The organism is Shewanella surugensis, from assembly GCF_023284005.1.
Lineage (GTDB): Bacteria > Pseudomonadota > Gammaproteobacteria > Enterobacterales > Shewanellaceae > Shewanella > Shewanella surugensis.
Map to the genome: position 1 here is coordinate 1 of NZ_JAKIKS010000009.1, position 13,675 is coordinate 13,675.

Sequence of the window (13,675 nt, forward strand, 5' to 3'; positions counted from 1 at the left end):
TGAAAGTTTTGAGACTGAATCTGATAGTTTTTATGCATTGAACTACAGTGATCCAGCCCCAGATATTCCTAGAGATGGGCTAGTACATGTTATTAGGCTTGAGTCTTCTCGCATTATTGGGCTCGTATTTGATATCACATTAGATACTTCAAAATTTCCAGAGTTTGGTACCTATGTTGATATGAACTCACCGATTGATCAGGGGTGGTCATGGGTGATTGACCCCTACAATTATGAGCGCAGCAGTGCTGAAATAACAGTAACAGATTTAACTCTCAATTCGGGTAAAGAATATCCTTGTATTGCTACTATAAGAAATAATGAGGTGTCAGAACGTCACAGTTTTCTACTCGATGCGGTTTTAAAAATTCAAGTAGAAGGGGCAACACCTGGCTTAGTGTATGGCATTCAATATTTTAAAAATGGTACTGATTTATTAGATGGCCCGCAAGATGGTTGGATGATTGAGGCAAGCGAAGAAACGGATTATGCAACGACGTCAAATTATATAAACGTCATAAATTACTCTGATCCCGCTCCCGATATTCCACGCGATAACGGTATTCATCAAGTCGTATTAGATTCGGTGTTATTTCCTGAATTACGTTTTTACATCACCCTTGATACATCAAAGTTACCGGCGTTCGGTTCGTTTATCAAAATGTCGGAGCAGGGGGATGCAGGCTGGTCATGGATTATTGATAAATCTTGTTATCAGTACATAAAACCCAACTCGAAAGGTAATCAATCTTCAATTTATTATACGGTTTCGAGTGAAAAACAGCTTCATTGCTACTGGACTGAAGCTGAACACGGTTATCGTCTGCGTTTTGGCTATAACGGTTTTAATGAGTTGCCCAATATAATCGGTATCGATAAAGAAAATCTAGATGGTACTTGGGAGCGCATTAACTCTGCAGGGACCGATTGGTTACCCCCATTAGTTTTTGAAGCCGAAACAGGTACACCTCATGCATCAATGGTGTACACAGGCGGTAATCATGGCAGTAATGGTGATGCCTCCGGCGCTCAAACGGCAACGAATGATATTTACCAAATTTTAGTTAACGGCAAATCGATAACATCTGAAGCTTCAATGGGCTATACCGATAAAATTGAAATTTTAATCGTTAATCGCTTGATGGCATATAACACGATTGAAGATGCTCGCTATGCATTATCTCAAACAATGCGGGTGAGCATATCACCTGGTGCAATGGAAGTCGTGACAGATGTTAAAGCATTGGAACCATTAACAATGAAAACCGATAACGGCCTGCAAATGGTTACGATCGGCGCACAATCTACAATGTTGATGCTCGATTCTGATATCGCCGGAAGAGTGCCGTTTGACTCAAGCAAGAATAGCGGCGCATCATCTGAATATCCTGCATGGGCCGTGTTGCTAAAAGGGGATCTCGTTCAACAATCGAGTTGGATGGATAGAGAATACGAGGCGGGGGACGGTCGTTATGTTAGCCCTAGTGAGCCGTTTATTCGCGGTGGTGGCGCTACTAATACCAAATTTTATCATGCGGTTGTCTATTATTATCCTCACGTAATGCAAGCAGGAGAGCATTATAAGTGGCGTGGCGGTTATTCGTGGCAACATCCTGATTGTGCGTTAGAGGGTTATGACTCTATGTGGCGCTATTTACATGATCAAAAATCAGTATTAACCATGGTTGAAAATGGCCAAAATTACACTCTATTAAAATAAAGGACTAATATGAGTCAAGTACTTCAAACCCTCTACGCCAGCGCCCCTACTAACGATTTTCCCATACATACTCTTGAATTAAGTCACAATGCCTTTAACGACGGTGTGATTAGATTATGCCAAGGGTTTGATGATATTGAAGCAAAGTTGGAAACGGGGGAACAGGTTGGATTTATGGCTTCGGGGTTTGCTGTATCGCTACCTAAGCGCAGTTTACGCGGTCAGCAAGACTTACAATTTCAGCTCGATAACGTCAGTGGCGAAGCCGCGCAGCAAGTGGATGCAGCACTTGACGCAGGCGGTAAAATTACCGTGACTTATCGCGTGTACTTAGCATCGAATCTCAGCGAGCCTGCGCAGGCCCCCGTTGTTATGACGGCTAAAACAGTGAAAATTACTATCAGTTCTGTCGTTGTTGTTGCGAGTTTTCATGATCTCGTCAATAAGGCATGGCCGCGTCGGCGTTATACAACCGCTTTCGCACCAGGTCTTAAATACATTTCTTAATTTACATCTTCTTATTTGAGTGAATATGCATTGGATTAATAGTTATATGACTTGTCCCTATGTCGACGGTGGCCGCGATCTTAATGGGCTAGATTGTTGGGGCTTGGTGCGTGATGTATTGCATAAACAGTTTGCTGTGCCGCCTATAGCAAGTTTTGGGACTGTCAGTCCTGATGATAAAACAGCTATGACGCAGGGCTTTGCGCATGTTGTAAAGACGTTCAATCCAAGCCCTCCACTAGCTGGGTGTGTTGCAGCAGGCTTTTTTGGCGGTAATCTTATTCATGTTGGGATATGTGTTGATTGCAGTGGTTTTAAGGTACTGCACACATCTCGTAAACATGGTCCTTCATTAGACACATTAGCGTACTTCCAGCGCTTATTTCCAAAGGTTATTTATTATCGTTATGACAGCAAAAGTATTAATATATCCCAGTAAATTTGATAATAGTCCTGCTGAAGTTTTTGATATTGAAGTGGGGCAAACGTTAAATGAATGGCTATTTAAAAACGTACCAGCCTATTTTATTAGTGATACCCCCCTATTTTCAGTGATATTAAATGATTCATTTTTAAATATGGAGCAGTGGGACACATGGGTTATACAAAATAATGACGTGTTAAAACTGACTGTTGAAGCAAAAGGTCCTGCAGAGTGGGCCCTCGCTATAGTTGCCGTTATTGCGATAGCTATTTCTATTTATGCGATGAATCAAATCCCTGACTCATACAACAAAACCAACACACCAACTGCATCATCAATCTACAACGTTAATGCGCAAGGTAACCAGCCAAGACTCATGGGGATCATTCCCGAAATAGCCGGTCGTCATAAAATATTTCCCGATTATCTCAATATGCCTCGGCGTGAGTATATTGATAATGAGCAGTTTTTATATCTGATGTTGGCAGTCGGTGTCGGCGAGTATGAGATTAATTATGATGAAATTTATATCAGTGATACGCCAGTGAGTGGTTATGAAGGAGACATTGATTTACAAATATTTGGACCAGGTGAAAACGTCAGTATTCATGAGGCACATCGTAATGTTTATACATCAGATGAAGTGGGTAGTACAGCGGGGACCAGTGGTATTGAATTGAGGGGGCGCCTATGGTCTGCCGGTGATACGGACGGAGGCTATCGTTGGAATTTATCTGGTAATCAAGTTTTTACTTATCGATTAGATTACAGAGGCCAAGACGGTGATCCACCACGATATATGCAAATGAACTTTCCTTTTGAAGAAAATGACTTGGTTAATTTTTTTGGGACTGAATTAAACGATGGGAACTATCGAGTTGTATCAATCAATGGTTACTCTGCTGTTTTCCATCGATTGAATAGTTCGGCTGGTGATGATAGTACCTGGAGCAACTTTGAAAGTGAGTCGCAAGTTTCTGCGCGATTATCAAAAATAGGTGTTGGAGATTCAGGTATGTACAACGGGCCTTTCTATGCATGTCCTGAGAATGAAAAAACAGATAAAGTGTGGTTAGATTTCTTTTTACCTAACGGCATTGGTGAGCTTACCGATGAAGGTAATTTTATTAATCGAACTGTACAAATTAGGGTTGCGCATAGAGATTTAGACGGCGGCGAATGGAAATACATCAATCATTATTTTAGTGGTGAAACGAATGATCAACTTGCTGAAACGTTGGAGATTGAATTTGATACAAAGATTAGGCCAGAGGTTAAAATTCAACGTGTGACTTCAGAAGTCGATTCGACTCGTATCAATGATAAAATAACCTGGACAGGGTTAAAATCTGAATTAGAAACAGCAACGTCTTATCCTGATGTAACGACTATTGCGGTAAAAATACGCGGAACTAACGCACTGGCACGTAGCGCTGAGAACAAATTTAACCTTATTGGCACTCGTATACTTCCTGTTTATGAAAATGGCGCGTGGCAATCACCAAAGCCGACTACTGATATAGCGCCTTTTTTCTCATACATAATAAAAGACGTGGGGCATAGCGATGATCAAATTGGATTAACAGAGCTCGAGCGTTTACATAATACCTGGCAATCACGAGATGATACTTTTTCGGCGGTATTTGATGGCGAGAGTACCTTATTCGCGTCGCTTAAAAGAGTGTTGGCCGTGGGTTTTAGTGAACCAACATTAGATTATGGGCAAATTATCCCCGTTCGTGATGAACCCCGCGTTGCGTGGGAATATATGTACCAGCCAGATAACATGCTGGACAAAGGGTTAGAGCGTAGTACTAATTTAATCTCCGATGATGAAAACGACGGTGTAGAGGTTGAATATTTTAGCGATCAAACTTGGACCTCTGAAACTGTTTTATGTTTGCTACCAGAAGATGAAGGGATTAACCCTAAGAAAGTAAGAGCCTATGGCATTACAGATGCGACAAAAGCTTGGCAATTTGGTATGCGTCAGCGCCGTGTAATGCGTTATCGTCGTACTCAATACAGTTTTAAAACTGAAATGGACGCACTAAATAGCCGTTATTTAAGTTATTGTGCATTGGCCGATGATATCCCCGGATACTCGCAAACAGGCAAACTTGAACGCGCTGCAAGTACTCATTATTTAACTGTTGATCAGCCTTTGGAATGGGGAGTGGGTACCCACTATTTCGCACTACGTAAACCCAACGGCACTTTATCAGGTCCTTACATTGTAACAGCCGGTCTTGATGAGTATTCAGTATCAACCGATCGCCCAATTGATTTTATGCCGCTCCTCGATGGCAGTCAAGAACCGCCATTGTTCATGTTTGGCTCTGCAGAACGTTGGTGTTATCCCGCACTCATTACAGACATTAGCCCACAAGGGACAGAAACAGTCTCTGTCAAGGCCGTAAACTATGACCCCCGTGTTTACGAAGATGATAATAATAACCCTCCTAGTTAAATAAAAAAGGAATATCGATGACTAAAAAGTCACCCCTCAAAATAGAGCGGGTTGATAGATGGTGGTTGTCCGTTTATTTGTGGTTGCTGTATTTTTTCTGTTCGACGTTTAATCGTGTTCCTGATCAAGCTAAGGTGAACAAGATAAAAGCGAAGGGGATTGTTTGTTGGCGGCGAGTACCAGATAATAAAGAGTATAAAATGATTACTTATCATAAAGCTATGATTAAAAGGCTTTGGAATATGCACGTTTTACGCTCAATAAAAACAAGCAGTTACATACTATTTTATATTCTAAAAAATAAGCTTAACTCTTTGTTTTATATTAAATGAAAATCGGTCTCCAAAACCGATGGTTGGGAGTTATAAAGAAGGCATTGATTATTATTATCTTTTGTAAATATTGAATTCAGTATTCGTCATTGTTCGTGTCCGTTTCGTAGCGTTAAACTCAAATTGTGCATCGTGATGTGCATCACGGAGCTAGACTGCCATAGAAAGGTCAATTTAAATATATGGTTATGACTGGTGGCTCATAATCGTGCCAGAAAAAAGTGGGCTGTACATTTGATGACATGAAAGTGTCGCTTAAATAATAAGTTGATGGATGTAATGATAACATCAATCATGAAAAAGATGCCGATATATGGCAATCGATATTGCTCTGAATAAGAGCGATTAAACCAGAGGCAATCCTATTTTAGCTGAGGGCTGTATCTTCAAGTTTCTTGGGTATAAAATACAATAAAATCTTTCCTTATGGTTAGATATTATCATTGGATAGGAATCACCATGAAATACCGTTGTCCCTTATGTAGCCAAACGTTACAGATTGAAGCTAAGAGTTGGCGTTGTTCAGCCAACCATGTATTTGACTGTGCTAAAGAAGGCTATGTAAACCTGCTTCCGGTGCAAAAGAAGAACTCTAAAGATCCAGGTGATAATAAGCTGATGATTTTAGCGAGAAGGGAATTTTTAACGAGAGGTTATTATCAAAGGTTAAGTGATCGGGTCAATCAACTTGCTAATGAGTTTGCTGTTAATGCCACATCAGGATTAGATGTGGGTTGTGGGGAAGGGTATTACAGTCATCGTTTGTTTGAGTCGATGCGAGCGTTGGCACCAAAAGATATCTCATTTTCATTGCAAGGATTGGATATTTCTAAATCGGCCCTTAAATTTGCTTCAAAGCGTTATCCCTCAATTGATTTTTGTGTTGCGAGTGCCTTTGAAATGCCATTTTATGATAGTAGTTTTGACTTTATGCTCCGTATTTACGCACCTTCTCTCGATGAAGAGCTTTGGCGTGTGATGAAAAAAGAGGGCATTTTAGTCACGGTATCGGCAGGGCCTAAGCATCATTTCGCCCTTAAAAAGTTGATTTATGATGAGCCTGAATTACATACAGAGGAGAGCAGTGATATTCAAGGTTTTGAATTACTCCATAATGAACGACTTGAATGGATACTTGAGATGGATAATTCGCTTGATATTAATCACTTTCTCAATATGACACCTTATGCTTGGAAATTGACAGACTCGCAAAAACAAGTTCTGTCTGATACGGGTTTAACATGTGAACTTGATTTTAAAATTGAAGTCTTTAAAGCGATTTAATGAAGGAAAGTATTTTGGAGATCAATGACAATAAGTTGGTTATTTTTATATAAAAACGGAATGTTCTACTTTGTGTAAAATTAGAGGCTTGTTGATGAGTTTAACTCATTGTTCATATTAATTGTTTTTATAAGACAGTGACATGACAATGTTCATTCTCTTTTTTAGCTGCTGAAATTTAAAGCAACTGACCGAAATGTAAGTGGAAATATCTCTTCTTTTGTTCTTATTGTTTGTTGACTTATCCTGTGAATAGGTTATAGTTAATCCAGCTTGAAAGTTGGGCTTATTTATGTGTGTTTCAATACGACCAGTTCGTCCTGTCAACATTAAGTAAACCGGCATTTTCCAGCGTTACCGCCGTTAAGGCTTTAATTTATATATACAGGATTTAATATCATGTCTCAAACTACTGGTGTCGTCAAATGGTTCAACTCTGATAAAGGCTTTGGATTCATCGAGCAAGAATCAGGCCCAGATGTGTTTGTACACTTCCGTGCAATCAACTCAGACGGTTTCAAAACTCTTGACGAAGGTCAAAAAGTTTCTTTCACCGTTACTCAAGGCCAAAAAGGTCCTCAAGCTGAAAACGTAACTGTCGTTTAAGTTTGAATTTTTATTTAGTCAATGACTAAATATAAAAAATTTCTAAGAGCTGTGCTTTGCACGGCTCTTTTTTCATTCTAGTTTTTATATTTTTTAAATAGACCCTCCTCCCACTATTAGATACAAGCTTCCTTTCCTAGTTGATATAATTGTATAAAGTACTTTTTATCGGGAAGAATGATTTAATTCGATTATCAATATAGATTAACTTCCTTTCCCTTTTTTTGCTTGTCATTTATCCACTTGTTTTTATGTTAGTCGCTATATCTAACTGATATTCATTGGGAGATATTATATAAATCAGCATTAAAAGTGCATCAGCTGCATTGACAGTCACTAATACAGATTCTTCATATCATCTTTCCCTAAAAATCGCATTGAATGGCTCGATTAGAATACGTTACGGATTGATATTAGAAGGAGGAGGTGACTTCTTAAAGACGAATGATTGACTGGCATAAAGGCCAGTCAATTCAAGAAAGAATATGAGAGACTGCATTAAAGATGGGATTTGTTTACGTGATCAATATTCGTTGTTTTCTATGCGCTTTTTAAAGTTTGCTTTTGTGGTCTCATCAGCTTGGCTATACCAAAAGTCCAGCATTTGACCGACATTAATCTGATTGTTTGGCGGTGTTGTCACGGAAGAATGAGTTGTTTGAGCTGGATAATTTGACGTTGTGTTGTTTGTATTTGACACTGCTACCAGAGAGCTGAGAGCTGCAGGTTGATTGGTTTGATTGTAATTGGCTATTTCAGTTTCGAAATCACGACCAAATTGTAAACCTTCTTTTAAGAGTTTTCCTTGTTCAAAGGCGACCGCATTACCTGTTTTATCGGTTAAAGTGAGCTCAGGTTTATGATTGAACTGTTGGGCAGCATTCATTGTACGTAAATTAGGTAACGTTAATGAATAAGTGCTATCAAAACCTTTAAAGGTCATTATGATGACATCTGAGCCAAATAAACTCTCCTGTCCTTGTTGATAAAAATTGCCTTGATAGCGAAAGGCTATTTGACTTGGACCATTTGGCAATGTCACTTCTTCATTCCCTGATGCATCTTTTCCATTGACTAACACTAGGTCTGAATTATAAGGCATTTTAAGGGTGATATCGGCTAAAGCAGGAAAACAAAGACCAAGTGTCATAAGCACTGTGAACAAGGGGAGTTTTTTCATGATAAATCCAGTCAATGAGTATAAAGTTTAATAAAAGTTAATGTTATTTAGCATAGCATTGGCGAGTAAGCCTGAATATGTAAAAATGTCTATTTGTCATAATATTTACTATAGGATGGTGATGCTCGAACGAATAGAGTACTTTTATTGTTAATGAGATATTACTAATGGTTTGTTTGTGTTGGAGTAATGAACCTTAATTATATTTTTTATCAAAATAATTTTAGTGATTGAATTTAGTTTTTCAAATGGCTTTTTTGTTTGATTGATTATTGAGGCGATCACTTTGCTTTTAAACAAGGCTATGAAGTCATGATTCAACTACAATAGACATAATATTTGTTCATTTGAGTATATAGCCCTATGCAAGACTTGCTAATAGGGTAAAATGACACAAGTTTTTAGTATTTGCATTTTTATATAAAAATGCCTTCGGGGGAAATATGATAACAGCTTATGTCTATGAAGATCGCCACCTTACGATCAGTGAATTAAACATACTGGATACTATTCCTCCTGGTACCATTTGGTTGGATTTGTATAAATCTGATGATGAAGAACGTATTTGGCTCAGTGGTTTTTCAGTCGAAGAGGTACCAGATGAAGAGGATATTAATGAGATAGAAGCATCTGCTCGCTTCTATCAGAATAAAGATGGCCTACATATTAACTCACTTTTTCCACAACGTGCGGGTCAAGATGTCAGGGGCGTTAACGTATCGTTTAACTTGAGAGAGAAATTTTTATTAACGATACGTGAAGAAGAGGTGGGTTTAATACGATTATTAAGAAATTACTTACGATTGGGACGAATCGAAGTGGCAACACCTCAAGCCCTTTTCTTGGAGTTATTCAATTTAAAAGTAGATTATCTTTCTGATTTAATTGAAGATGTTTATACGGTTTTAGAAAATGTAAGTGAGGAAGTTTTTAAAAATGAAGAATTAGATGATGTGTTTAAGCTTATAACACGTCAAGAAGATTCTAATGGGAAAATACGCTTAAGCTTATTAGATACCCAGCGCTCACTAAGGTATATGCAGAGGTATTATCGCGGGCAATTATCGGATAATGATTTGAAAGATTTACGCGAAATGCTGTCCGATATTGAGTCTTTAATGCCTCATAGTCAGTTTATCTTTGATAAATTAAATTTTTTATTGGATGCAGCAATGGGCTTTAGTGGATTGCAACAAAATAAAATTATTAAGATTTTTTCAGTCGCAGCCGTGATCTTTTTACCTCCAATGGTAATAGCCAGTGGTTATGGAATGAATTTTGATAACATGCCAGAATTACATTGGTCCTTTGGCTATCCGATGGCCATTATTATGATGTTTGCTAGTGGGGCTGGTACTTACTTTTTCTTTAAGCGTAAAGGCTGGTTATAGGTTCATATTGTTAGTTCCTTTCTTTTTATCCATAGGGGTTTGATTATTGTAGCAGGTGCCAGATGGCCGCCTGCTTGGTTTATCACGGATGATAAATGATTTAATTTATCCGTGAGTACTGTCATGGCAAGATCGCACCTTTCATAAGCACTATGACACCGATTAAGTCTCATCATCAAATTATGCTGAATGCAAATCAGTTGTTGTTGGTTTTGTTTGTCAGTATTTTGTATTGCATCATGAGTATATCGATATTGAAGTTTATCTAATGCTTTAGGATCATGTTTTGCTAGCCATTTTAGCTCATCAAAAGGTGGCAGTGGCTTCATTTTATTCCCCATTTATTATCGTTATATTAACGTTAGACTATTTTTTTATTTAGATCGAATAAGATTGGTTCTCTTTATTCTTGGCATATTGTTGTTATAGGGCTCAATTTTCTTGGGTATATGCCAGTTAAATATTTACTTTATAAATACATATATTTTACAATAAGTTCATTTTTTAGGTTTTAGGGTGGCATATGGATTTTATTGAAGTATATGAAAATACAATACCGATGAGTTTGTGTGATGAGTTGGTTGCGACTCTTAATCATCATAAAGGCACGGTGCGTGGGCGTACTGGACATGGTGTGGATCTTGATAAAAAAAACAGTTTAGATTTGACGTTAGACAGTTTTACTGATTTAAGTGAATTGAAAAATACATTATTAGGTCATGCATTAAAGCCGATCACACAATATTTTGATCAATACTCAATGGCCCTTATGGGAGCTGTTGCTGTTAATGTCGCTGATGATAAAGGCGCTTCTGTAACCTTGACGCCCGATAATTATGAGCAATTAGGTAAGCCAAGAGCACAAGCATTGGTCAAGTATCTTTATCGGAGCGGCTCAATTAATATACAGAAATATCAAAAAAATAAAGGAGGTTATCCTCATTGGCATTCTGAGCAGTTCCCTCAGCTCAATCATAATGAAGCGTTGCATCGGGTGGTGTTGTATATGTTTTATTTGAATGATATAGAAGAAGGGGGGGAGACTGAATTTTTTTATCAAAATAGAAAGCTTAAACCTAAGAAAGGTAGCATGGTGATAGCCCCAGCCAGTTTCACTCATAGCCATCGAGGCCTTACGCCGATCAGTGACGATAAATACATCGCAACATCTTGGGTTATGTTTAATCGTGCGGAACAATTATATGCACCGATAAAATGATCTATGGGGGACTTATCCACCAGAGGGGATTGATACGGTTAAGCGCCACTTGATGTTCTACTGTTTTACAAAGTACGGAGTCATTGGTTTATGACGGGCGTTAAATTAGACGATTCAACCGATTTGGAATGAGTGTAGTAAGTCTCTCAAGTCGAATTAGACTGGGATTGAAATTCTAAAACAAGCACCTTCTAATGCTGATGTTTCAATAGATAGACTACCGCCGTAGCTGGTAATTATTTCGTGACAAACAGCGAGCCCAATACCTTGCCCGGCTTGTTGGGTGTCAGCTCTCACTCCTCGTTGAATGATTTTCTGACGAATGCTTTCATCAACACCTGGCCCATCATCTTCTACGATTAATTCAAATTGTCCATCATCATTGAAGTATGATGATACGGATACTTGGCTAATACATAATTTAAAGGCGTTTTCCATTAGGTTACCGCAAAGTTCCATTAAATCACCTTTATCGCCTGGGAAAACATGATCGCTACTAATATGTGCTACAAATTGAACTTGCTTATCTTGGTATACTTTAAAAAGCATTTGTGACAGTTGCTCGACCAGCGGTGCGATTTCTGTTTGCTCTTGCTTTAGACCTTTACGGCCAAGCATCGCTCTTCGAAGTTGGTATTTCACTAAGTGATCCATTTGACTGACCTGCTCCATAATTTTTTCGCCGACACCATTTCTATCCAAGGATCTATCATCCGTTATGGCGTGAACGGCGGCTAAGCGTGTTTTTAGACTATGGGCAAGATCGTTCATCGCATTTTGATATCTTTCTTGTTGTGCACTGGATTGCTGCAGCAGCTGGTTGAGGGCTTGGGTGACACCTTCTAGTTCAATAGGGTAACCATCTGAAAGCGATTTTGATTTACCACTATTGACAGAATGTAATTCATTCCGTAGCCTGACTAATGGACTCATCCCCCAATAGGCGGCGCTAATTAATAAAACAAGTGCAAGGGCTAACACCATACCTAAACGTAAATAGGTTCGACGGCTGAATTGAGCATATTCCTTTTCGAGTTTTTGGGCATCTTTCATTACGAGTAAGTTGTAGTGACCCCCCGCTAAATTAAAGGTTAACAAATAGACAAAGTAGCCTTTTGAATCGGCTAATGTGAGATAGTAAGGTGGAGACTCATATCGAATACTGTTGAATCGTTCACAAGTATCAAAAAGTCCTCTGTCGACCGCTAAAGAGGAAGTCCAGACTTGCTTAAAGTTATCATTGCAACTTGCGATGATATATTTTTCTGGTGCGGCGTTGTTATTTCGCCAAGCACTGGTATCTGGGATTAAATTATGCTCTCTGAGCTCTGCCGCCACTTTTGGAATTTCAGAGATTAATTTTGCTGTTTCTTCATTGTAATTATTTTGTGCATGCAAAATATTAGTCAGCCAAGCTAATGCAAAACCGACTAAAGCAATAATGGACAGTGAAGTTAGAAACATCCGAGTTAACAAACGTTTTTTAAATAATGTGTTTAACTGCATGGTAAGTTAAATTTATAGCCTTGTCCTCGTATAGTGGCGATAGGGTTCTCAATACCTTCTCTAGAGAGTTTTTTACGTAATCGGCTGACCATGACTTCTATTGTATTAGGATCGCCTTCTTTATCGGCATAAATTACATCCAGTAAGCGTTGCTTTGCGACGACTTCATGACAGTGCCGCATTAAGTATTCTAAAATTTGATATTCAAAAGCCGTAACTTCCATCGGGACGCCATGTAAACTTAATTGTTTAGCTGCTAGATCTAACGCGAGTGGCCCACTGTTAATGACAGGTTTAACGAAACCTGCACTTCGTCTCACTAACGCATCAAGTCTAGCAACCAGCTCTTCTTTTTGAAAAGGCTTGACCAAATAGTCATCGGCACCTGCGTTAAGGCCTTCGACTTTATCTTGCCAATTGACGCGAGCCGTTAGGATAAGAACAGGCGCTTTTAAACCATGATCTCGTAGTTTCTGGATTAAGCTTATACCGTCTTCATCGGGTAATCCTAAATCAATGATTGCCACGTCAATAGGGTAATTAGTGGCTTGATAAAAGCCTTCTTTGGCTGTGTTAGCGGTTTGTACTTGATTACCCAACTCACTCAGTTGTACTTGTAAGTGATGGGATAGGATTGGATCATCCTCAACAACCAAAATCCTCATAATATTACGTCCTTAAAGAGCTTTTTGATATCAACATATGCGGAAGGGTTGCCTCCACATAAATGTGCTTTGATTTATGATTAACGTCTATGTATCAGTATAAACTAAGTTCTGTGAGTATAAACTTAACCTTGGCTGAATTTAAACGAATACTCAGTTACCCTTATTATACCTAAGCGACTTGAAGATGCGAGTTTCAGTGTGATTCATATATGACTGTTTAAGGTTCAATCTTGTTGAGATCTCGATGATGATAGAGTTCTGAAGGGGTTTGCTTGCATATAGTCTAAAGGAGACGTTTTCGGAAAATAAGACGGATTATGGTTCTGCTCTATTGAGTATCCATTTAGCATAACACGATGAATGGTTTG

The 13,675-nt window shown here is 38.7% G+C and carries 12 protein-coding genes; 8 read left to right on the forward strand and 4 right to left on the reverse strand.

What is annotated here, in order from left to right; genetic code table 11:
• The 6 genes from L2764_RS03685 to L2764_RS03710 form a co-directional block, all read left to right on the forward strand.
• Window positions 1–1,720 (forward strand): hypothetical protein (locus L2764_RS03685; RefSeq protein ID WP_248938893.1); only part of this gene is annotated, 1,720 nt, incomplete at its 5' end.
• Window positions 1,721–1,729: 9 nt separating this feature from the next.
• Window positions 1,730–2,227, forward strand: coding sequence for a DUF1833 family protein (locus L2764_RS03690; RefSeq protein ID WP_248938894.1), 498 nt, complete (start codon window positions 1,730–1,732; stop codon window positions 2,225–2,227).
• 25 nt (window positions 2,228–2,252) lie between these two features.
• The gene (locus tag L2764_RS03695) at window positions 2,253–2,666 is read left to right on the forward strand and encodes an NlpC/P60 family protein (RefSeq protein WP_248938895.1); all 414 of its coding nucleotides are present in this window, start codon (window positions 2,253–2,255) and stop codon (window positions 2,664–2,666) included.
• Window positions 2,635–5,121, forward strand: coding sequence for a host specificity factor TipJ family phage tail protein (locus tag L2764_RS03700; protein ID WP_248938896.1), 2,487 nt, complete (start codon window positions 2,635–2,637; stop codon window positions 5,119–5,121). Before L2764_RS03695 ends, L2764_RS03700 begins: the two co-directional genes overlap by 32 nt.
• 791 nt (window positions 5,122–5,912) lie before the next feature.
• Window positions 5,913–6,737, forward strand: coding sequence for a 23S rRNA (guanine(745)-N(1))-methyltransferase (gene rlmA, locus L2764_RS03705; RefSeq protein ID WP_248938897.1), 825 nt, complete (start codon window positions 5,913–5,915; stop codon window positions 6,735–6,737).
• Between the two features lie 399 nt (window positions 6,738–7,136).
• Window positions 7,137–7,343 carry a cold-shock protein gene (locus L2764_RS03710; RefSeq protein WP_248938898.1) on the forward strand — a complete coding sequence of 69 codons (207 nt, stop codon included), beginning with the start codon at window positions 7,137–7,139 and terminating at the stop codon, window positions 7,341–7,343.
• A gap of 523 nt (window positions 7,344–7,866) precedes the next feature.
• Here the strand turns inward: L2764_RS03710 and L2764_RS03715 are convergent.
• Window positions 7,867–8,523, reverse strand: coding sequence for a YccT family protein (locus tag L2764_RS03715; protein ID WP_248938899.1), 657 nt, complete (start codon window positions 8,521–8,523; stop codon window positions 7,867–7,869).
• 443 nt (window positions 8,524–8,966) lie between these two features.
• Between L2764_RS03715 and corA the strand changes: the two genes are divergently transcribed.
• Window positions 8,967–9,914, forward strand: coding sequence for a magnesium/cobalt transporter CorA (gene corA / locus L2764_RS03720; protein WP_248938900.1), 948 nt, complete (start codon window positions 8,967–8,969; stop codon window positions 9,912–9,914).
• A gap of 2 nt (window positions 9,915–9,916) precedes the next feature.
• On the opposite strand, the gene L2764_RS03725 is transcribed toward corA, so the two are convergent.
• Entirely contained in the window at window positions 9,917–10,243 is a 327-nt protein-coding gene (locus L2764_RS03725) for a DUF3135 domain-containing protein (protein WP_248938901.1), read from the reverse strand.
• A gap of 194 nt (window positions 10,244–10,437) precedes the next feature.
• Between L2764_RS03725 and L2764_RS03730 the strand changes: the two genes are divergently transcribed.
• Window positions 10,438–11,133 carry a 2OG-Fe(II) oxygenase gene (locus L2764_RS03730; RefSeq protein WP_248938902.1) on the forward strand — a complete coding sequence of 232 codons (696 nt, stop codon included), beginning with the start codon at window positions 10,438–10,440 and terminating at the stop codon, window positions 11,131–11,133.
• A 156-nt stretch (window positions 11,134–11,289) separates the two neighbouring features.
• On the opposite strand, the gene L2764_RS03735 is transcribed toward L2764_RS03730, so the two are convergent.
• Entirely contained in the window at window positions 11,290–12,639 is a 1,350-nt protein-coding gene (locus L2764_RS03735; RefSeq protein ID WP_248938903.1) for an ATP-binding protein, read from the reverse strand.
• Window positions 12,630–13,304, reverse strand: a complete 675-nt coding sequence (locus tag L2764_RS03740) for a response regulator (protein ID WP_248938904.1) — start codon at window positions 13,302–13,304, stop codon at window positions 12,630–12,632. Before L2764_RS03740 ends, L2764_RS03735 begins: the two co-directional genes overlap by 10 nt.
• Window positions 13,305–13,675: the final 371 nt, after the last annotated feature.

Coding starts and splice junctions, on each gene's coding strand:
- L2764_RS03690 (WP_248938894.1), top strand. CDS start 1,730: ATGAGTCAAGTACTTCAAACCCTCTACGCCAGCGCCCCTACTAACGAT.
- L2764_RS03695 (WP_248938895.1), top strand. CDS start 2,253: ATGCATTGGATTAATAGTTATATGACTTGTCCCTATGTCGACGGTGGC.
- L2764_RS03700 (WP_248938896.1), top strand. CDS start 2,635: ATGACAGCAAAAGTATTAATATATCCCAGTAAATTTGATAATAGTCCT.
- rlmA (WP_248938897.1), top strand. CDS start 5,913: ATGAAATACCGTTGTCCCTTATGTAGCCAAACGTTACAGATTGAAGCT.
- L2764_RS03710 (WP_248938898.1), top strand. CDS start 7,137: ATGTCTCAAACTACTGGTGTCGTCAAATGGTTCAACTCTGATAAAGGC.
- L2764_RS03715 (WP_248938899.1), bottom strand. CDS start 8,523: ATGAAAAAACTCCCCTTGTTCACAGTGCTTATGACACTTGGTCTTTGT.
- corA (WP_248938900.1), top strand. CDS start 8,967: ATGATAACAGCTTATGTCTATGAAGATCGCCACCTTACGATCAGTGAA.
- L2764_RS03725 (WP_248938901.1), bottom strand. CDS start 10,243: ATGAAGCCACTGCCACCTTTTGATGAGCTAAAATGGCTAGCAAAACAT.
- L2764_RS03730 (WP_248938902.1), top strand. CDS start 10,438: ATGGATTTTATTGAAGTATATGAAAATACAATACCGATGAGTTTGTGT.
- L2764_RS03735 (WP_248938903.1), bottom strand. CDS start 12,639: ATGCAGTTAAACACATTATTTAAAAAACGTTTGTTAACTCGGATGTTT.
- L2764_RS03740 (WP_248938904.1), bottom strand. CDS start 13,304: ATGAGGATTTTGGTTGTTGAGGATGATCCAATCCTATCCCATCACTTA.